14 protein-coding genes are annotated in these 20,610 nt (G+C 69.7%); 7 read left to right on the forward strand and 7 right to left on the reverse strand.

Annotated features, from left to right (window positions below; translation table 11 throughout):
* Window positions 1-7: 7 nt before the first annotated feature.
* The 4 genes from F9C12_RS05720 to F9C12_RS05735 form a co-directional block, all read right to left on the reverse strand.
* Window positions 8-1,030: an LLM class flavin-dependent oxidoreductase gene (locus F9C12_RS05720; protein ID WP_409180920.1), complete on the reverse strand. Its 1,023-nt coding sequence runs from the start codon at window positions 1,028-1,030 to the stop codon at window positions 8-10.
* Window positions 1,031-1,058: 28 nt separating this feature from the next.
* Window positions 1,059-1,352 (reverse strand): DUF1905 domain-containing protein, encoded by a 294-nt coding sequence (locus F9C12_RS05725; protein WP_409465061.1) that lies wholly within the window; start codon window positions 1,350-1,352, stop codon window positions 1,059-1,061.
* A 162-nt stretch (window positions 1,353-1,514) separates the two neighbouring features.
* Window positions 1,515-5,174 (reverse strand): CARDB domain-containing protein, encoded by a 3,660-nt coding sequence (locus F9C12_RS05730; RefSeq protein ID WP_409465062.1) that lies wholly within the window; start codon window positions 5,172-5,174, stop codon window positions 1,515-1,517.
* 75 nt (window positions 5,175-5,249) lie between these two features.
* On the reverse strand, window positions 5,250-8,834 hold the full coding sequence (locus tag F9C12_RS05735; RefSeq protein ID WP_409465063.1) for a CARDB domain-containing protein: 3,585 nt from the start codon (window positions 8,832-8,834) through the stop codon (window positions 5,250-5,252).
* Between the two features lie 357 nt (window positions 8,835-9,191).
* On the opposite strand from F9C12_RS05735, the gene F9C12_RS05740 reads away from it, so the two are divergent.
* The 7 genes from F9C12_RS05740 (at window position 9,192) to F9C12_RS05770 (ending at window position 18,632) form a co-directional block, all read left to right on the forward strand.
* The gene (locus F9C12_RS05740) at window positions 9,192-10,199 is read left to right on the forward strand and encodes a LacI family DNA-binding transcriptional regulator (protein ID WP_409180924.1); all 1,008 of its coding nucleotides are present in this window, start codon (window positions 9,192-9,194) and stop codon (window positions 10,197-10,199) included.
* Between the two features lie 122 nt (window positions 10,200-10,321).
* Complete coding sequence (locus F9C12_RS05745) at window positions 10,322-11,701, forward strand: ABC transporter substrate-binding protein (RefSeq protein ID WP_409180925.1); 1,380 nt, start codon at window positions 10,322-10,324, stop codon at window positions 11,699-11,701.
* Window positions 11,679-12,653, forward strand: coding sequence for a carbohydrate ABC transporter permease (locus tag F9C12_RS05750; protein ID WP_409465064.1), 975 nt, complete (start codon window positions 11,679-11,681; stop codon window positions 12,651-12,653). The genes F9C12_RS05745 and F9C12_RS05750 overlap by 23 nt, the downstream gene beginning before the upstream one ends.
* Window positions 12,650-13,519: a carbohydrate ABC transporter permease gene (locus F9C12_RS05755; protein WP_409180927.1), complete on the forward strand. Its 870-nt coding sequence runs from the start codon at window positions 12,650-12,652 to the stop codon at window positions 13,517-13,519. The genes F9C12_RS05750 and F9C12_RS05755 overlap by 4 nt, the downstream gene beginning before the upstream one ends.
* Window positions 13,520-13,566: 47 nt before the next feature.
* Window positions 13,567-15,153 carry a glycoside hydrolase family 13 protein gene (locus F9C12_RS05760; protein WP_409465065.1) on the forward strand — a complete coding sequence of 529 codons (1,587 nt, stop codon included), beginning with the start codon at window positions 13,567-13,569 and terminating at the stop codon, window positions 15,151-15,153.
* A gap of 200 nt (window positions 15,154-15,353) precedes the next feature.
* Complete coding sequence (locus tag F9C12_RS05765) at window positions 15,354-17,705, forward strand: alpha-L-fucosidase (protein WP_409465066.1); 2,352 nt, start codon at window positions 15,354-15,356, stop codon at window positions 17,703-17,705.
* A 363-nt stretch (window positions 17,706-18,068) separates the two neighbouring features.
* Entirely contained in the window at window positions 18,069-18,632 is a 564-nt protein-coding gene (locus F9C12_RS05770) for a YbhB/YbcL family Raf kinase inhibitor-like protein (protein WP_409465067.1), read from the forward strand.
* 19 nt (window positions 18,633-18,651) lie between these two features.
* Here the strand turns inward: F9C12_RS05770 and F9C12_RS05775 are convergent, their stop codons facing one another.
* The 3 genes from F9C12_RS05775 to F9C12_RS05785 are packed head-to-tail and all read right to left on the reverse strand — an operon-like array spanning window position 18,652 to window position 20,605.
* A complete protein-coding gene (locus F9C12_RS05775; RefSeq protein ID WP_409466969.1) occupies window positions 18,652-19,731 on the reverse strand; it encodes a zinc-binding dehydrogenase in 1,080 nt (359 codons plus the stop codon).
* A complete protein-coding gene (locus tag F9C12_RS05780) occupies window positions 19,731-20,015 on the reverse strand; it encodes a putative quinol monooxygenase (protein ID WP_409180931.1) in 285 nt (94 codons plus the stop codon). The genes F9C12_RS05775 and F9C12_RS05780 overlap by 1 nt, the downstream gene beginning before the upstream one ends.
* A complete protein-coding gene (locus F9C12_RS05785) occupies window positions 20,012-20,605 on the reverse strand; it encodes a glycerol-3-phosphate responsive antiterminator (RefSeq protein ID WP_409180932.1) in 594 nt (197 codons plus the stop codon). The genes F9C12_RS05780 and F9C12_RS05785 overlap by 4 nt, the downstream gene beginning before the upstream one ends.
* Window positions 20,606-20,610 lie beyond the last annotated feature (5 nt).

A 20,610-nucleotide genomic window follows, 5' to 3' on the forward strand; every position in this document is an offset into this window, starting at 1 on the left:
CGTGCGGTCAGCGCCAGCCCAGTTCCGGGGCCACGTGCGTCAGGATGCTCTCCAGCACGTGGACGTTGTAGTCGACGCCCAGCTGGTTCGGCACGGTCAGCAGCAAGGTGTCCGCGGCCTGCACCGCTTCGTCCTCTTTCAGCTCGCGGACCAGTTCGTCCGGCTCGGCGGCGTACGAACGGCCGAAGATCGCCCTGGTGTTCTCGTCGATCATGCCGATCTGGTCGCGCGAGTTGCGGTCGCGGCCGAAGTAGGCGCGGTCCAGGTCGTTGGTCAGCGCGAAGATGCTGCGGCTGACCGACACCCTCGGCTCGCGTTCGTGGCCGGCTTCCTTCCACGCCTCGCGGTAGGCCTCGATCTGCTTGCGCTGCTGGACGTGCAGCGGTTCGCCCGTTTCGTCGTCCTTGAGCGTGGAGCTCTGCAGGTTCATGCCCAGCTTCGCCGCCCAGACGGCCGTCGCGTTCGAGCCCGAGCCCCACCAGATGCGGTCGCGCAGGCCCTCGGAGTGCGGTTCCAGCCGGAGCAGGCCCGGCGGGTTGGGGAACATCGGGCGCGGGTTCGGCTGCGCGAAGCCCTCGCCCTCGAGAAGCTTGAGGAAGACCTCGACGCGGTCGCGGGCCATGTCCGCGTCGGTTTCGCCCTCGGCCGGGGCGTAGCCGAAGTACCGCCAGCCGTCGATTACCTGCTCCGGGGACCCCCGGCTGACGCCGAGCTGGAGCCTGCCCCGCGAGATGAGGTCGGCGGCTCCGGCGTCCTCGACCATGTACAGCGGGTTCTCGTAGCGCATGTCGATCACGCCGGTGCCGATCTCGATCTTCGACGTCCGCGCGCCGATCGCCGCGAGCAGCGGGAACGGGCTGCCCGCCTGCCGCGCGAAGTGGTGCACGCGGAAGTACGCGCCGTCGACGCCCAGCTCCTCGGCCGCGACCGCGAGGTCGATCGACTGGTGCAGGAAGTCGGCGGCCGAGCGGGTCTCGGAGTGCGCGCTCGGCGACCAGTGGCCGAACGAGAGGAAGCCAATGTTCTTCACACGTCGTCAAACGTTCAACTATCCGCGTTCATTCCCGGCGGCCGCCGGCGAGCCGCTCCAGCAGGACGACGGTGACCGAGTCCCCGGCCTCCTTGCCGATCGCCTTCCGCAGGGAGGCGTTGACCGGGAGTTTGTGGGTGCCGTCGCCGAGCGCCATGAACGAGCCGCGGAACGGTTCGCCGTCGACGGTGCCGCGGACTTTCACCAGGCCGCGGGTGCCGAAGAACTCCGCCGACCCGGGCCAGACCAGGTAGGTGTGGCCGCCCTTGGCCGGGCTCTTGCGCAGGGTCGCGGTGAATTCCTCGTTGAGTTCGCCGGTCATGGCCGGGTCTCCTTCGTCTCGGGTGGCTGCTCACCCCGAGGTACGAACCTGGGCGCGGGATTTCGACACGCTGCCGGCCTCCCGCCGGAAACACCGGACGACAATCACTCATGGTGACGGTCCGGTGCCGGAACGGAGTCCCGGCACCGGACCGCTCTCCCCCTATCGCGTCTCGCGCCGGGCGGCCGCCGCCGGGACCGGACCGCCGGTGATGACGAACTGCGATCCCGGCTCGCGGACGATGTCGCCCGCCGACGAGTTCGTGATCGTCACGTTCGACAGCGTCGCGCTTCCGCGCGCGCCGCTCATCGCGAGAATGCCCGCGCCGTTGTTCGACTTGTCGATCTTCACGTTGCTGATCTTCACGTCCGGCATCGCGCCGCCGCCGGTCTTGAACTGGATCCCGTCGTAGGTCGAATCGCGGATTTCCGTGTCCCGCAGCGTGACGCCGGGGATGTCCTTGCCCTGCGCGAAGAACGTGATCGCGCCGAACTTCTGCTGTTCGCCCCAGAACACGCCGCCGCAGCGGTACAGCGCGTTGCCGGCGATCAGCGTCTGCCCGGAGAACGGCAGCGGGTCGTGGTCGGTCGCCAGCATGATGCCCGGGTAGTTCATCGTGTCGGAGACCAGGTTGTTCTCGATCTTGTTCCCGTACCCGCCGTAGACGGCGATCCCGTTGGCTCGCCACGGCAGCTGCACCGTGTTGTTGCGGAACACGTTGTCGTGCGCGATGTCGACCGCCGGGTCCTTCACGTACTGGTTCGCCCACACCGCGAGCGAGTCGTCGCCGGTGGTCCGGAACGACGAGTCGACCACCCGCGAGTTCCGGGTGCCGTTGGTGAAGTTGATGCCGTCGGCGTAGGTGTCGCGGATCCGCATGCCGCTGAACTCGAGCCCGTCGGCCGGGCCCCACAGCGCCGGGATGTTGCTGTAGTCCCGGCCGACCCACACGCCGACGTTGGCGTGCTCGATCCACACGTTCGAGATCTTCGTGCCGGCGCCGAACCGGCCGTTGAGCCCGACGCCGCCTTCCGCGCCGCCGTCGCCGCCGCGGATCCGGCCGGAACCGAAGATGGCGAGGTCCGAGATCTGCACGTTCTTGTCGATGTCGAAGCCGAAGTTGCCCTCGTGCGGATGGTTGATGCCGCCCGCGTCCTGCGGCTGGATCAGCGAGTACAGCTGCGAGTACCACATCCCGGCGCCGCGGATCGCCGCGTTCGAGATGCCGACCTGGTTGTACTGGCCGCCGCCGTTGGGCACGTTCGGGTCGTCGGTGAGGATCTTGCGTTCCTGCCGCCACTGGCCCGGCGGGATCCAGACGCAGCCGATCACGCCGTTCTGGTCGTCGGTCACCGCGCGCTGGATCGCCTCGGAGTCGTCGATCCCGTCGTCGGGCACGGCGCCGTAGTCGGTGATCGACGTGCATTCGGCCGGTTTCGGCAACGCCGGCGCGACCTGTTCCAGGTCGATCAGGTCGATGACGTAGTACGCCGCGCTGTCGCCGCTGTCGCGCTGCAGCTTGAACTTCGTGCCCGGCGGGTAGGACTGCGTCAGCAACGCGTGCGATTCGTCGAAGAGCCGCCGCGCGTCGGCGCCCGGGGTGTTGGTCAGGCCTTCGGGATCGTCGGTGGTCCCGTAGAGCCAGCTGTGCTTGGACGACAGGTTCAGTTTCTGCGCGAAGGCGCCGTTGACGTACAGGCTGATCGTCGCGTCCTGTCCCCCGCCGCCGGGGGCGTCCGGGATGGAGTTGCGGACCACGATCGAGTTCGCCTGGTTCGTCGACGTGAATTCCACGTACTGGCCTTGGTTCGCCAGCCGCACGGACTTCCGGCCGGACGACTCGGTGGCGAAGTTCGTGTGCCCGAAGGTGCGCAGCGGATCGGTCTCCAGCAGCTGGCCTTGGTACTGCGCGGCTTCCGCTTCGTACTCGACGTACGGAACCGCTGCGCCGCGGCCGACCACTATCGCCCGCGAGAGCGCGTTGTTGGCCTCGTTGGTCTCCTCGACCACGTCGGTCGCGTCGGCCGTCGCGGTGAGGGTCGCGTTCGCCGCCGGCCACGTGCCCGGCATCGCGACGTTCGCCGTGGCTCCGGCGGCGATGGCGGGGGTGTCGGCGTTCAGCGTGGTTCCGCCGGCGGACAGCCGGGTCACCGAGGCGCCCGCGCCGCTCGTGCCGCGGTTGTGCACGGCGACGGTGAACGACACCGGCGCGCCGACGGCCGGGTTCGGCGGGTTCGACGTGATGCCGGTGACCTCGAGGTCCGGACCCGGGGCCTGCGCGATCACCAGCTGGGCCGGCGAAGTGAACGTGTTGTTGGTGTCGTCCTGCTCGACCACGGTGTTGGCCGGGTCGACGGTCGCGGCCACGCGGTAGCTGCCCTGCGGTCGCTTGCCTGCTTGCACGGTCACCGTGGTGGAGGCTCCGGCGGCGAGTGCGGCGACCGGGGCGGAACCGACGACAGTGCCGCCGAGGCTGACGTTGACCGTCGTCGCGGCCGCCGGCGCGGAGCCCGCGTTGCGCACGGTCGCCGAGACGGCCAGGTCGCTGACTTCGGTCGGGTTCGCCGGGGTCCATTCGGTTCCGGTGACGACCAGGTCGGGGTTCGGCGCGGCCGTTCCGAAGACCTGGAACTCGGCCGCTTGGCCGCCTGGCGCGCCGGAGTTGGCGAAGAACCGCAGCCGCACGTCCGCGGCGCGGCCGGAGACCGGGATCGTCACAGTGTTCTGATTGGCGGCCGGGTCGAAGCGGTAGTCGGCTCGCGCGGACAGCGAGGTGAATTCCGTGCCGCCCTGCGCTCGGCCGAGGATCTCGAAGTTCTGCGTCCGCGCGCTCCAGATCGGGTCCGGGTTGAGCTTCACGACGACCGAGGAGAGGTCGGCGTCCGCGCCGAGCTTTACTGTCAGGGTGTTCGGGTAGCCTGCGGAAGACTCCCAATAAGTACCCGTGTTGGTGTCGTTCGCGTTGGCCGCTGCGAACGCGCCGACCGTCGAGGACGCCTCGATCGGCTTGCCCGCCGCGAGGTTCTGGCCGGTCTGCGTCCCGGCCCGGACGACGTGGTTGCTGTCCGCGGACTCGTTCCCGGCCGCGTCCTTGGCGCGCACGAAGTACTCGATCCGCGTGCCCGCCGGGCGGTTCTCGGTGAAGGTGGTGCCGGTGACCGTGGCGACGGGCGCGCCGTCCCGATAGACGGTGTATCCGGTGACGCCGACGTCGTCCGTCGACGGCGACCAGGTCAGCTTGACCTGCCCGGCGGCGGGCTCGGTCAGCGCGACGTTCGCGGGCGCGGTCGGGGCTTGCGTGTCGCCGGTGTCCGGCCCGTACAGCTCGAACTCCGAGAGCTGCGCGGCGGGCCAACCCGTGTTCGCGGTGACGTCCAGCCGCACGTAACGCGCGGACCCGGTCACCGGGATGGTCACCGTGCCGGAGGTGAACAGGTACCCGGTCGAGCGGACCAGGTCGGTGAACGTCGTGCCGTCGGTGCTGCCGCGCACGGAGAGCGTCTGCGTGCGGGATTCCCAGGCAGCAGGCAGTTTCAGCACGATCCGCGAAAGCGGCTTGGCCGAGCCGAGGTCGGCCTGGATCCATTGCGGGAACGCGTTGTTGGCCGATTCCCAGTAGGTGTCCTGATTGCCGTCGAACGCGTTGGCGACAGGATAGCCGGGCTGGACGCTGCTGGCCGATACCGTGCGAGCCAACGGCACCTCGGCGATCGCTGGACCTGGTGACGGGCCGCCGGCCGCGGCGGCGTGGGTGAGACCGGCCGCGAACAGCCCGGCGGCGAGGAAACCGGCGACGAGACGGGACAAGCGCATCCGTGTCATGGCGTCTTCTCTTCTCTGCGGGGAAGGGGAAGGAACGGGCGCCCGCCGGGAGGGTCCCGGCGGGCGCCCGGGTGCTCAGCTGCGGTTGATCGTGAACGTGGTCGTCGTGTTCCGGATGTCCTGGTCGTTGTCGCTCAGCGTCAGCCCGGTGAACGTCGCCGACCCGACCGCCGGGCCCTGGCCGGGCTCCGGCAGCTCGTTGGCCCAGATCCCGAACCCGGACTTGGCGTCGAACTCGTCGCCGCTGCGGTGCGCCCCGCTGATCGACACGTTCGTCAGCACCGTGTCCTGGACCGGGTTCTCCGGCTGGCTGCCGTCGTACTTGGTCTGGAACATGATGCCGCTGTAGGTCGGGCTCTGGATGTCCACATCGGACACCCGGATGCCGCGGAACTCCTTGGACGCGGAGAACATCCAGATCGCCGGGAACGTCTGCTTGCCCCAGAAATGGCCGCCGGTGCGGACCAGCGTCGCGTTCTGGACGGTCGTCGGCTGCGGCCCGAACCCGAGGAACGGATAGCCGAAGTCGAGCGAGCTGAGCGTGATCCCGGAGTACGTCAACGTGTCCGCGATGTAGAGGTTCCGGAAGGTGTTGTTGTACCCGCCGTACACCGCGAGGCCCGCCGCGCGCCACGGGAGCAGCACGGTCAGGTTCTCGAACACGTTGTCGTACTGGTTGCCCTGGTTGAGGTCCGTGGCGGCGAACAACGCGAAGCTGTCGTCGCCGGTGGAGCGGGCTTCGTTGTTGGTGACGTGGTTGCCGGTGCTGCCGTTGGTGAAGTTGACGCCGTCGGCGAACGTGTCGCGGATGCGGGAGTTCTTCACCGTGGAGTTGTCCACATTGGTCGCCCAGAGCAGGCACATCTGGTGCTCCACCCAGATGTTGTCGATGGTCATGTTCGTGACGCCGGTGAAGTTGAAGACCTTGCCGGGGCCGTCGATGCGGGAGGTGTAGTTCCCGAACACGGCGAACCCGCTGAAGGTCGACCCGCTCGCGCTGGCCTGCGCGTCGAACCCGATGTCGGTGTTCTCCTGCCCGGCCGGCGCGGTGAACCTGGTGAACCACGGTCCGGCGCCGAGCACGGTGACCGGCTTGCCGTACACGGTGACCTTGCTGGTCATCGCGTACTGCCCGGCCGGGAGGTAGACCCCGGTGAGGTTCGGGTCCTGGCGGACCTTGTCCAGCGCGGCCTGGACGTCCTGCTGGCTGAACCCGGCCGGGACCGCGTAGTGCCCCGGGTCCGGGTTCGCGGTCGCGGCGGCCAGTTCGAAGTTCACGAAGTCGATCGCGTAGTTCGAGCTGTTCGCCGCGTCCTTCTGCAGTTTGATCTTGTGCCCGGCGGGCACCGTCGTGCCGAGCAGCATGCTGGCCTCGTCGTAGATGTGGCGCGCCGGTCCGGCGCCCGGCGAGTTCTGCGGCGACGCTTCGGCGCCGTAGAGCCACGCGTAGTGCGAGGTCAGGTCGATGGCCTTGAGGAACGTGCCGTCGACGTACACGTTCAGCGTCGAGTTCTGTCCGCCGCCGCCCGCGGCGTCCGGCATCGAGAACCGGGTGACGAGCGTGTTGGTCGCCGCGCGGGTGGTGAACTCGACCGAGGAGCCGGTCGCGTTCAACGTCACGGCTTTGCGGCCCGACGCTTCGCCGGCGAGGTCGCCGATCGTCCGGTTTGGACCGATCACCGACGCACCGCCCGCGACGACGCCGTCTTCGGCTTCGTACATGTCGTACGGCATGTTGGCGCCGCGGCCCACGAACAGCGATTGCGTGCTGGTGTTGTTGCCCTGCTTGGCAGGCAGCTCGTTGGCATCGTTCGCGACGACAGTTTTCACCGTGTACCGCCCGTTCGCTGCCGTCCAGGTTCCGAGCGGCACCGACGCGGTGGCACCAGGCGCGATGATCCCGGCGGAGGACCCGCTCAGCGTCTTGACGACCGTCCCGTTCTGGTCGGCAACCGTCACCGTGACGCCGTGCTCGCCGTCCGCCGAGGCCACCGTGCCCTGGTTGCGCAGGGTCGCGGTGAAGGTCACCGTGTTGCCCGCCGCCGGGTTGTTCGGCGACCAGGCGGTGGCTGCGACGAGGTCAGAACTCTGCACCGGGCTGACCACCAGCGGCGTCGCGCTGGTGTAGGAGTTGTTGTCCTCGTTCTGTTCCACGACGGTGTTGGCCTCGTCGACCTTCGCGGTCACGTCGTAGCTGCCCGCGTCCCGGGCGCCGATGTTCGCCGACACCGTCGTGGACGCTCCGGCCGCGAGCGCGCCGACCGCCGCCGTGCCGACCTTCGTCTTGCCCAGGTACAGGTTTACGTCGGTCGCGCCGGAGGCGGCCGTTCCCGCGTTGCGGACGGTCGCCGACGCGGTGATCGCGTCCGTCTCCACTGGTTTCTGCGGCGACCACGACACGGCCGAGACCGTCAGATCCGGGTTCGGCGCGGGCACGCCGAAGACCTGGAATTCCGCGGCCTGGCCGCCGCCCGCGCCGGAGTTGGCGGCAAACCGCAGGCGGACGTCGCTGGCCCGGCCGGTGACCGGGATGGTCACGGTGTTGCCGCTAGCGGGGTCGAAACTGTACGTCTGCGCGGGCGCCAGCGTGGTGAAATCGGTCGCGCCCTGGTCGCGGCCCTCGACGGCGATCGTCTGCGTGCGCGCGCTCCACGCCGGGTCCGGGTTGAGCTTCACGACGACCCGGTCCAGGTCCGCGTGCGAGCCGAGCGCCACGGTCAGCAGGTTCGGATACGCCCCGCTGCCCTCCCAATACGTGGTCACCGAGTCGTCGTTGGCGTTGGCCGCGACGTAGGTCTGCTGAGTCGACGACGCCGTGATCGGCTTGCGCAGCGCGAGATTCGTGCCGCTTTGAGTGCCGTTGCGGGTCACCGTGTTGCTGTTCGCCGACTGGTTGCCTGCCGCGTCGCGAGCGCGCACGTAGTACGCGACGCTCGCGCTGGCTGGCTGATTGTCGGTGTAGGTCAGCACATTCCCCGCGACGCTGCCGCGGAGCTGGCCGTTGGCGTACACGTCGTAGCCGGTGACGCCGGTGTTGTCGGTGGACGCCGACCAGGTCAGCCGGATCTGGCCGCTCGCCGGCTCGGTGTAGGCGAGGTTGCCGGGCGCGGACGGCGGTTGCGTGTCACCGCCCGCCGGGCCGTGCACCTCGAACTCCGACAGCTGCGCGGCGGGCCAGCCGGTGTTGGCGGTGATGTTCAGCCGGACGTAGCGGGTGTTGCCGGTGACGTTCACGGTGACCGTATTGCCGGTCGCCGGGTCGAACCGGTAGCCCGCGGACGGCACGAGGTCGCTGAAGCTCGCGCCGTTCGCGCTGCCCTGCACGGCGAAGGTTTCGGTGCGGGCTTCCCAGTTCGCGGGCAGTTTGAGCACGAGCTGGGCGATGTTCGTCGCGGCGCCCAGATCGGCCTGGATCCATTGGGGGAACTGGTTGTTCGTGCTTTCCCAGTAGGTGGCCTGGTTGCCGTCGCCCACAGTGGACACCGGATAGCCGGGGAGCTGGCTGCTGGCGGTGTACGTCGCGGTGGCGGCTTGGGCGGCGGGCTGGACGGCGGCCTTGGCGGCGGGGGCGGGCGCGCCGTTCGCGGGCCAGGCGGGGGCGGTCAGGAGCAGGGACAGGGCGGCGATCGCGGCGCGCGCGAGCAGTCGCTTCGTTCTCATGGGTTTCCTCTGATCCAGGGAGGAGGGAGACGACTCGAACAAGGGCGCCCCGCGTGGCACGGGACGGCAGGGACCAGGGAGCGGACCGGCGGGAACGGGTCCGGGGGCGCACGAGAACAGCGCGGAGCGGTCGGCATGGCACCTCTTCGTTGAGGCTGGGGCAGGACGCTTTGCCGCGAATGCCCGGGATTCAGTCAGGTATTTTCACTGATTCGTTCAAGAATTACAGCCCACTGCCGCCGGGAAGTCAACGTCGCTGGCCGATGTACCGAGCCTTTCACCAGCGGTTTCGTCGCGAGAGCAAGCGAAGCCCGCCCGCTGTCGGAAACTTGCACTGGTTTGCGGTAACTTTCACTCATGACACGTCGTCTTGCCGAAGTCGCCCGCCAGGTCGGGGTCAGCGAAGCCACGGTCAGCCGGGTGCTCAACGGCAAGGCCGGGGTGTCCGCGAGCACCCGGGCCGCCGTGCTCACCGCGCTGGACGTGCTGGGCTACGAGCGGCCGACGCAGCTGCGCGGCGAGCGGGCCCGGCTCGTCGGGCTGGTGCTGCCGGAGCTGCAGAACCCGATTTTCCCGGCGTTGGCCGAGGTCATGGGCAACGCGCTGGCCCAGCAGGGGTTCACGCCGGTGCTCTGCACGCGGACCGCGGGCGGGGTGTCGGAGGCGGAGTACGTCGAGATGCTGCTGCAGCAGCAGGTGTCCGGCGTGGTGTTCGCCGGCGGGATGTACGCGCAGGCCGACGCCGTGCACTCGCACTACCACCACCTCGTGGAGCGGCGGCTGCCGACGGTGCTGATCAACGCCGCGGTCGGCCACCTCGGCCTGCCGCAGGTCTCGTGCGACGACGCGGTCGCCGTCGAGCAGGCGGTCGGGCACCTGAGTTCGCTCGGCCACGAGAAGATCGGCCTGGTGCTGGGGCCGAGCGACCACGTGCCGTCGCGGCGCAAGCTCGAGGCGTTCCGGACGCACGCCGCGAAACTCGGGCTTCCGGTGCTGGACGAGCTGGTGGAGCACGGGATGTTCTCCATCGAGGGCGGGCACGCGGCGGCGGCGCGGCTGTACCCGCGCGGGGCCACGGCGGTGTTGTGCGCGAGCGACCCGCTGGCGCTGGGGGCGATCCGCGCGGCCCGGCGGCAGGGCTTGTCCGTGCCGGGCGACATTTCGGTGGTCGGCTACGACGATTCGGCGCTGATGAACTGCACCGACCCGCCGCTGACGACTACCCGCCAGCCGATCGAGGCGATGGGCCGGGCAGTGGTCGAACTGCTGGTCAAGCGCATCAACGGCGGCGAGGTCGCGGTGGAGGAACTGCTGTTCGCGCCGGAGCTGGTGGTGCGCGGCTCGACGGCCCGCCGGACCGGCTGAACCCCGCATTGTCCTGCTGTCCATAAATTTCAGCTTTTCCTCAAGTTCTTGCGCGGACGTGGTGCCCGGCTCTAGGGTGACCGCCATCACCTGCTGTGCTCCCCCGCGAGATGAGGCTTGAGATGAGCAGACCCTGGTCCCCCTCCGTTTCCCGCCGGACGTTCGCCTTGCTCGCCGCGACGGGCCTGGTCCTGGGAACCGCCGCCTGCGGGAGCGGAGGCGATCCGGGAAGCTCCGCCGGGGGCAAGGTCACGATCACCGTCACCGGCCAGCCGCCGACGAGCCAGCCGTTCGAACGCGGCGTTTTCGACGCCGACGTCAAGGAATTCGAGGCGACGCACCCGAACGTCAAGATCGAACCGCACGAAGGGTTCATGGACCCGAAGACGTTCGGCGCGAAGCTGGCGGGCGGGCAGCTCGAAGACGTCTACTACGTCTATTTCACCGACCCCGCCCAGATCATCGCCCGGCACCAGGCCGCGGACATCACCGAAGCGGTCAAGAAAGTCCCGCACGTCAACGACCTCAAACCCGAACTGCTCGACAATTTCCGCGGCCCGGACGGCAAGCTCTACGGCCTGCCGACGATGAATTACACGATGGGCCTGCTCTACAGCCGCCCGCTGTTCCAGAAGGCCGGGCTCGACCCGGACAAGCCGCCGAAGACGTGGGACGAGGTGCGCGCGGCGGCGAAGAAGATTTCCGCGCTGGGCAACGGAATCGTCGGGTACGCCGACTACAGCAAGAACAACCAGGGCGGCTGGCACCTCACCGGCTGGCTCGCGTCGATGGGCGGCTCCGTCGCGCGCAAGGACGGCGGCAAATGGGTCGCCGATTTCGACAACGAAAAGGGCAGGGCCGCGCTGAACACCCTGCACGACCTGCGCTGGACCGACGATTCCATGGGCAGCAAGCAATTGCTGGAGGCCCAGGACGTGCAGCGGATGATGGGCGCGGGCCAGCTCGGCATGTACATGGCCGCCCCGGACAACGTGCCGGTGCTCGTCAAGCAGTTCAACGGCAAGTACGAGGACTACGGCATCGCCGGAATGCCCGAGGGCAAGGGCACGCTGCTCGGCGGCGAGGGCTACATGATCAACCCGAAGGCGTCGCCGGAAAAGATCAAGGCGGGCCTCGAGTGGATCCAGTGGAAATATCTCAACCCGGACCGCTTCGAGAAGCACATCAAGCAGTACGTCGACGGCAAGCAGCCGGTCGGCCTTCCCGCCGAGCCGACGCCCGACGTCTGGCAGGGCGCGGTGCGCGACAAGCAGCTCGAGCTGAAAGCCAAGTACGCCAACGTGCCCGCCCAGAACTACCAGTCCTATGTGGACTCCACGAGCAAGATCAAGGGCAGCGTCGAACCTCCGAACGCGCAGCAGGTGTACGCCATCCTGGACAGCGTGATGCAGGCGGTGCTCACCGATCGGAACGCGAACGTCGACCAGCAGCTCTCGTCCGCCGCGGCCAAGGTCACCAGTGTCCTCGCCCAGGTCAAGTAGCCTCCTCGCCTGGCCCGCGACGTCCTCGTCGCCGGCCAGGCGGCCGGCCGTCTCCCCCGCCGCCCGCAGCCGGGCCCGGCTGCGCCGCAAGCTCAAGGAGAATCTCACCGCGTACGGCCTGCTCTGCGCCGCGCTCGTGGTGTTCGCGATGTTCTCCTGGTATCCGATCGTGCGCGGGGTGCTGCTCAGCTTCCAGCAGGTCGATTTCGTCAACCCGCCCGCCTGGGTCGGCCTCGACAACTTCGCCCGGCTGTTCGCGGACCCGCTCTTCGGCGTCGCCTGGCGGAACACGCTGCTGTTCACCGGTCTCGCGCTGGTCTTCGGGTTCGCGGTGCCGTTCCTGACCGCGGTGCTGCTCAACGAGATGCGCCACGCCCGGGCGTTCTTCCGGCTCGCGGTGTACCTGCCGGTGATGCTGCCGCCGGTGGTCGCCGCGCTGATGTGGAAATGGTTCTACGACCCGGGTTCCGGCCTGTTCAACTCCGCGCTCGGCGCGCTGGGCGTGTCCGGTCCGCAATGGCTGGACTCGAGCGGCACCGCGATGCTGTCGCTGGTGTTCGTCTCGACGTGGGCGAACATGGGCAGCACCACGCTGATCTACCTGGCCGCGCTCGGCACGATCCCCGGCGAGCTGTACGAGGCCGCCGAACTCGACGGGGCCGGGATGTGGAAGCGGCTGCGGCACGTGACGTTCCCGCAGACCCGGTTCGTCCTGCTGATGCTCCTGCTGCTGCAGATCGTCGCGACCATGCAGGTGTTCACCGAACCGTACGTGATGACCGGCGGCGGCCCGGACGATTCGACGGTGACCGTGCTCCTGCTGCTCTACCGCTACGCCTTCGTCTACAACGACTTCGGCTCGGCGAGCGCGATGAGCCTGCTGCTGTTCCTGGCGCTCGGCGTGTTCTCCGCGCTGTACGTCCGGCTGACCAGGAAGGCGGACCAGGCATGAGGACTCTCGTCTCACCCGGCGCGCTGCGCAGCCGCCGCGGCAAGGTGGTCTACGGCGTCGTTTTCGCCTGCACGCTCCTGGTGTTCGTGCTCGCCTTCCTGTTCCCGCTGTACTGGGCGGTGACCGGGGCGATGAAGACGCCGCAGGAACTGGCGCAGACGCCGGCCACGCTCGTCCCGCACGAGTGGCATCCGGAGACCTTCGCCGAGGCCTGGGACCAGCTGAACCTCGGCAAGTACTTCCTCAACACCCTGGTCGTCGCGGGCGGGGCGTGGCTGGCGCAGATGGCGATCGACGTCCCCGCCGCCTTCGCGCTGTCGAAGCTGCGGCCGAAGTTCGGCAACGCCGTTCTCGGGCTCATGCTCGCCACCCTGATGCTGCCCGCGGCCGCGCTGCTGGTGCCGACCTACGTCACGATCAGCGATCTGCCGCTGCTGCACCTCAACCTGATCGACTCCCCCGCCGCGATCTGGCTGCCCGCCGCCGCGAACGCGTTCAACGTCTATGTGCTGAAGCGGTTTTTCGACCGGATCCCGGACGAGCTGATCGAGGCCGCCCGGCTCGACGGCGCCGGTCCGGTGCGCACGCTGTGGCGGATCGTGCTGCCGATTTCGCGGCCGATCCTGGCCGTGGTGTCGATCCTCGCGGTGGTCACCGCGTGGAAGGACTTCATCTGGCCGCTGCTGGTGTTCCCGGACACCGGCAAGCAGACGCTTTCGGTGATGCTGCAGCGGGTGGCCATCGACATGCCGCTCAACGTGCTGACCGCCGGGATGGTCCTGGCCAGCCTGCCGATGGTGGCGCTGTTCCTGGTGTTCCAGCGGCAGATCCTTTCCGGGCTCACCGCCGGCGGGCTCAAGGGCTGAGCCCGCCCGCGCCTGGCGCTTTCCCCCACCACGAGGAGGGTTTTTCCGTGACCGCATCCCGAAGACAAGACAGCTGGTGGCGCACCGCGGCGATCTACCAGATCTACGTCCGCAGCTTCGCCGACGGCAACGGCGACGGCATCGGCGATCTCGCCGGGGTCCGCGCGCGGCTCGACCACCTGGCCGCGCTCGGCGTCGACACGCTCTGGTTCACCCCGTGGTACCCGTCGCCAATGGACGACGGCGGCTACGACGTCGCCGATTTCCGCGGCATCGACCCGCTTTTCGGCTCGCTCGCCGAGGCAGAGGCGCTGATCGCCGAGGCGCACGGACGGGGCCTGCGGGTGATCGTCGACATCGTCCCGAACCACTGCTCCGACGAGCACCCCTGGTTCCGCGAAGCGCTCGCCGCCGGCCCGGGTTCGCTTGAGCGGCAACGGTTCTGGTTCCGGCCCGGCCGCGGTCCGGACGGGGAGGACCCGCCGAACAACTGGAAGTCGCGCTTCGGCGGATCCGCGTGGACCCGGGTGCCGGACGGCGAGTGGTACCTGCACCTCTACAGCTCGCGGCAGCCGGATTTCAACTGGGACAACCCGGACGTCCGCGCGGAATTCGAGGACATCCTGCGGTTCTGGTTCGACCGCGGCGCGGACGGCTTCCGCATCGACGTCGCCGACGGGCTGGTGAAGGACGCGCGGCTGCCGGACGTCTCCGACGGCGACGAGACGCCGTTCTCCGACCAGGAGGGGCTGCACGAGATCTACCGGTCGTGGCGGAAGATCGCCGACAGCTACCCGGGCGAACGCGTGCTGGTCGGCGAGATGTGGCTGCCGGACCTGTCCCGCACCGCGCGGTATCTGCGCCGCGACGAGCTGCATTCGGCGTTCAACTTCGATTTCCTCGTCTGCCCGTGGGACGCCGCGCGCTTCCGGGAGGTCATCGAACGGACGCTGCGGGCGCACGACGCCGTCGGCGCGCCGCCCGCGTGGGTGCTGTCGAACCACGACGTCACTCGCCACGTCACGCGGTACGGGCGGGCGGGCGACACCGGGTTCTCCTTCGCCGACCGGTTGCACGGCAGCTCGGTGGACCTGGTGCTCGGCACCCGGCGGGCCCGCGCGGCGGCGTTGCTGACCATGGCGCTGCCCGGCGGAATGTACGTCTACCAGGGAGAAGAGCTGGGACTATGGGAGGTCGAGGACCTCCCCGACGAGCTGCGGCAGGACCCGGTGTGGACGCGCACGAACGGCGCCGACCCCGGCCGCGACGGCTGCCGGGTGCCGCTCCCGTGGTCCGGCGACGCACCGCCGTTCGGCTTCGGCCCCGGCGGTGCGTGGCTGCCGCAGCCCGCGGAATGGCAGGCGTACACGGCGGAAGCACAGGCGGCGGACCCGGCGTCGATGCTCAGCCTGTACCGCGCCGGGCTGCGGCGGCGGAGGGAATTCACCGGGGAGCTGGAATGGCTGCCGCTCGGCGACGACGTGCTGGCTTTCCGCCGGGGACCGGGATTCACGTTCGTCCTCAACTTCTCCGGCGCCCCGATCCCGCTGCCGCCGCACGCGGAACTCCTGCTGGCCAGCGACCCGGTGACCGCCGAACTGCCGACCGACACGGCGGTCTGGCTGCGGTCCTGACCCTCGCTCGCGCAAAGCCGGTCGCCCGCGGGTGGCCGGCTTTGCGCGTTGCCCCGCTGAGCGGGACCTCCTTGACAGCACCCCAGTGCGCGCCGACGATGATTCATCAGATGTATCGGCTGATTGCCCGCCCCGATTCCTTTGATGATCGAGAAACTCCCGCTAGGCATCGGATCACTGGACTTCACTGTGGAGGTTCCATGACGACCTATCCTCGTCGGCACGCGCTCGGCATGGCGCTCGGCGGCGCGGTGCTGCTCGGGCTGCCGGGCACCGCGGCGGCCGCGGGCGGGCCGGCGCGGGCGGTGGTCGCGGACGGCGCTGGTGCGCCGGTCGGGCCGCCTCCTCCGCCGGTTCCGGTCCCGCTCGACGCGTGGTTCGACAACGACGGCATCGACTCCGCGAGCGCGCACGACGGGAACTTCGACGGCTCCGGCTATACCTTTCCGGCGGAGCAGATCCCGGCGGGCAGCACGGTCACCGCGGGCGGTGTGCCGTATCAGCTCGGCTCGGCCACCGCCGGGGCGAAGAACAACGTCATCGCGCTCGGACAGCGCCTCGACCTGCCGAAAGGCCGCTACTACGGTGCCGCGTTCCTCGTCGCGTGCAGCTACGGCAGCACCGGAGGCACCGCGACCGTCCACTACGCCGACGGCAGCACCAGCACTGCCACGCTGTCCGGCTCCGACTGGTATGGCTCGGGCGGTGCCGTCGTATCCGCCTTTCGCTACGGTCCGGGCGGGGTCGCCGACCAGAACCCGGTGTCGATCGGCACCGCGCAGGTGTGGATCGACCCGGCGCGCGAAGCGGTCGCGCTGACCCTGCCGAAGACCGCCCCGCCGGCGGCGAATGTGGCGAGCCTGCACGTGTTCGCCTTGACGCTGCAGCCGGTCGCGCAAGGCCGTTCGGTCACTGTCCTCGACGCCCGGGCGACCGCGAACCTCCTGCAGGACGGCGGTCCGCAGGCGGTCGAGGCGACGATCGTCAACACCGGCACCGTCTGGCTCGAAACGCGCGACCGGATCACCGTCACGCTCGACGTCCCGGGCGGCCGGGTGCGCACGCCCGCGCCGATCCCCCGCCTCGCGCCCGGCGAACAGACCACCGTGCGGCTCGGCCTCACCCCCGACCGCGGCCTGCCCGCCGGAACTCCCGCGACCGGCCGGATCCGGGTGCTCGCGGACCGGTCGGCGATCGCCACCCGGACGCTGCCGGTCCCGCTCGGCATCCCGGACTTCCGGCCGACCGACGCGTCGCTGTCCACGCACCGCGCGCCGTATTGGTTCTGCGACGCGAAATTCGGCATCTTCATCCACTGGGGCGTGTACTCGGTGCCCGCGTGGGCTCCGGTCGGGCAGCAGTACGCCGAGTGGTACTGGAACAACCAGCAAGATCCCAACGGACCCACGTACGCATATCACGCGAAGACCTACGGCGAATCGTTCGTCTACGACGACTTCATCCCGAAGTTCACCGCCGCCCGGTTCGACCCGCGTTCCTGGGTGCGGCTGATCGAGGACGCGGGCGCGCAGTACTACGTGCTCACGTCCAAGCACCACGACGGTTTTGCCTTGTGGGACACCAAAGTCAGCGGCCGCAACGCGAAGAAGCTCGGCCCGCGCCGCGACCTCGTCGCCGACCTGTTCGCCGCGTCGCGCAAGTACACGCCGGGTCTGCGCAACGGCCTGTACTTCTCGCTGCCGGAGTGGTTCAACCCGGACAATCCGTGGATGGGCCACGCGCCGCGCAATCCGTACACCGGCGCGCCGCTGCCCTACACCGGCTACACCGCCGGCCGCGATTTCGTGAAGGATCTCCAGGCGCCGCAGGTGCTGGAGCTGATCTCCGGCTTCGACCCGGACGTGCTCTGGTTCGACATCGGCGGCGTGAACGACAGCCGCGAAGTGCTCACCGAGTATTTCAACCGGGCCAAGAACCGGCGGCGGCCCAAGGACGTCACGTACAACGACCGCGGCGGCATCCCGGACCACGACTTCACCACGCCGGAGTACACGACGTACCCGAACACGGTCGTCGCCAAGTGGGAGTCGAGCCGGGGCCTGGACCCGTTCTCCTACGGCTACAACCGCGCGACGCCGGACGACAAGTACATGACCACCGACGACGTGGTGCACACGCTCGTCGACGTGGTATCGAAGAACGGCAACTTCCTGCTGGACATCGGCCCGGACTTCGACGGCACCATTCCCGCGGTGATGCAGCAGCGGCTGCGCGAGACCGGGGCCTGGCTGCGCACCAACGGGGAAGCGATCTACGGCGCGACGTACTGGTCGCGGATGGCGCAGCTCGGCGACCTGCGGTTCACCGTGCGGCCGGGTGCGGCGTTCTACGTCATGTCGCTGGTCGCGCCCGGCTCGCAGCTGGTGGTCGACGCGCCGGTCCCGATCCGCCCGGGCGACCGCGTGAGCCTGCTCGGTTACGGCGGGCCGCTGCACTGGACGCAGAGCGACGGCCGGTTGGTCATCGACGTTCCCGCGGCGGCGCGGGCGTCCGGGAAGCACGCGTGGGTGTTCAAAGTGGACTGGCGCTGACCCTCTCCGGTGGCCCGGGTTCCCGATCGCGAGCCCGGGCCGCCACTTCGGCGTCCGAACAGAAACCGCGGCCGCTGCGCTTCAACCACAACAGCCCGGGCAGCCGCCCGGTCAACCGAACCGCCCGATAGGCCGGGAACGCGTCCACCAGCCCGTCGAGATCCGGTCGTCCCACGATACCCGCGCGGATCGCCGCGACCGCCCGGATCGTGGCGCGCCACAACGAAGTCTGCCGGGCGAGGGATGTCATTCTTGGCGGGAAACGTGGTACTCCCTTCCACTGGCCCGACGCCGCCCGCCGGTTCCGGCGCACACTCTTCCCACGAAAGGACAAGAGACCACCAGCAGCCTCGGGAGCCTCCAGTGAGACGCACCAGAATCGCTCTCTTCGCCGTGCTCGTCCTCTGCGCCGCGAGCCCCGCCACCGCGTCGGCGAGTTCGGCGCGCGCCGAACTCGCCCTCTCCAGCGCCGCCTTCTCCGACGGCGGGCTGATTCCCAAGACCCACGACTGCGCCAGCAGCGGCGACGGCGACCCGGAGAAGAAAAACGAGTCGCCGCCGCTGGCCTGGTCCGGCGCGCCGGAAGCGGCCAAGAGCTACGCGGTCGTCATGCACGACCTCGACAACGGCATCATCCACTGGGTCATCTACGACATCCCGGCGACCACCGCCGAACTGCCGCAGAACGTCGACCACGCATATCAGCCGTCCGTTCCCACCGGGGCACGGCAGGCCTACTACCGCGGCAGCGCCAGCTTCTTCGGATACCAGGGCCCGTGCACGACCGACCACACCTACGAGTGGGCCGTGCACGCGCTGAACAAGGAGTCGCTCACCGAACTCGACTCCGCCTCGTCCACCCGGACCGCGGAGAACGCGATCAACGCGGCGACCATCGCGACGGCTTCGCTTCGCGGGAACTCGTAGCGGATCGAGGGGCGCGGTTTCAGAAGGCGATCACCTGGCGGACCGCGCCTCCGTCCCGCAGCCGGGCGAAACCCGCGTTGATCTCGTCCAGCGTGATCGAATGCGTCAGCAACGCCTCCACCGGCAGCAGCCCGGCCTGGTACAGCGCGATGAACCGGGGCACGTCCCGTCGCGGCACGCACGAGCCCAGGTAGCTGCCCCGCAGGGTTTTCTCTTCGGCCACCAGGCTTTGCGCGGGCAGGGTCAGTCCGGCGGACGGGTCCGGCAGGCCCACCGTGACGGTGGTGCCGCCGGGCCGGGTCGCCTCGTACGCCTGGCTCAGCGCGGTGACGACGCCGGTGGTGTCGACTGCGTAGTCCACCCCGCCGCCGGTCCGCTCGCGGATCTCCGCGACGTCGGTCAGCACCGTCGCGCCCAGCGAACGCGCCAGTTCCCGCTTGCTGGCGACCGGATCGATCGCGAGCAGCGTGCTGGCACCGGCGGCCTTCGCGGCAAGCAGCGCGGACAGCCCGACCCCGCCGAGCCCGAACACGGCCACGCTGTCTCCCGGACGCACGTCCGCCGCGTTGAACACCGCACCCGCGCCGGTCAGCACCGCACAGCCGAACAACGCCGCGATCTCGAACGGCAGGGTCCGGTCGATCCGCACCGCCGATCGCTCGGACACCACCACGTGCGAGGCGAACGCCGAAACCCCGAGGTGGTGCAACGGGTTCCCGGCCGGCGACGACCACCGGACGTCCCCGCCGAGCAGCGTGCCCGCGCGGTTCGCCGCCGCGGCCGGACCGCACAGCGCGGGGCGGCCCGCCGTGCACGGGGCGCAGTCGCCGCAGGAGGGCACGAACGTCAGGACCACGTGCTCGCCGGGCCGGAAACCGCTGCCCGGCCCGGCTTCCACGACCTCGCCCGCCGCCTCGTGGCCGAGCACCATCGGCACCGGGCGCGGCCGCGACCCGTCGATCACCGACAGGTCCGAATGGCACAGGCCGGCCGCGCGCACCCGGACCAGCAGTTCGCCGGGTCCCGGCGGGGCCAGCGTCAGCGTCTCGATCTCCAGCGGTTTCCCGACCTCGCGCAGGACCGCGCCGCGGACCTCCATCACGCGCCGACCGGGACGCAGCGGGTGACCTGCCGGTCGGACAGCAGCGGCACGACCTCGCCGAGCACGATCCGGGCGAAGTGCTCCGACGCGCAGTGCGCGGCGAAGTCCGCCTCGCTGCCGTACTCCTCGACGATCACCACGACGCCGTCCTCGATTCCCGTGTGGACGGTGTACCGCCGGCAGCCGGGCTCGCGCCGCGACGCCTCCGCCATCGGCCCGAGCAGGTCCACGACCCGGTCCCGCTCCGCGGTCGTATACCGGGCCACCACTACGAAACTCATTCTTCTCCCGTACGCAGCCGGGACCGGGTCAGCGACCACAGCCCCGGATCGGAGGACGCGGCGGCCGCCGCGCCCATCGCCAGCGAATGCGCCACCCCGTCGCGGTCGGTGACGAAACCGGCCGCGACGAACGGCGACATGACCTCCCGCGCCGATCCGGACATCCACGGGATGATCGGGGCCGGCATCAGCTCCACCAGGTCGGGCCCGCTGCGCTTGACCGCCTCGAGGCTCCGGTTGAGGTTGGAGCGGTCGGTGACGAACACCTTGTGCATGGTCAGCATCGACAGCGCCCGCGCCCGTTCGATCGGCGCGACCCGGGTGCTGACCACCCCGGCCGCGCCGATCTCCCGCAGGAAGTCCACGCCCGCCCGGTCGGTGGCGAGCCCGGGGCACGAATCGATGTTGACGAACACGAGCTTGTCCCGCCCGGCCAGCGCCGCCACGATCTTCGGCAGCTGCCCGACCGGAACCGACGCCAGGATCCCGACCCGGGACGCCGCGGCCACGAAATCCGGCACCTTCGCGACGCCGACGACCGACGCGCACACCGGGACGTCCTCGAACGCCGCCGTGATCTTCTCGTTCATGCCGT

This window comes from Amycolatopsis sp. GA6-003 (assembly GCF_046267895.1).
GTDB lineage: Bacteria > Actinomycetota > Actinomycetes > Mycobacteriales > Pseudonocardiaceae > Amycolatopsis.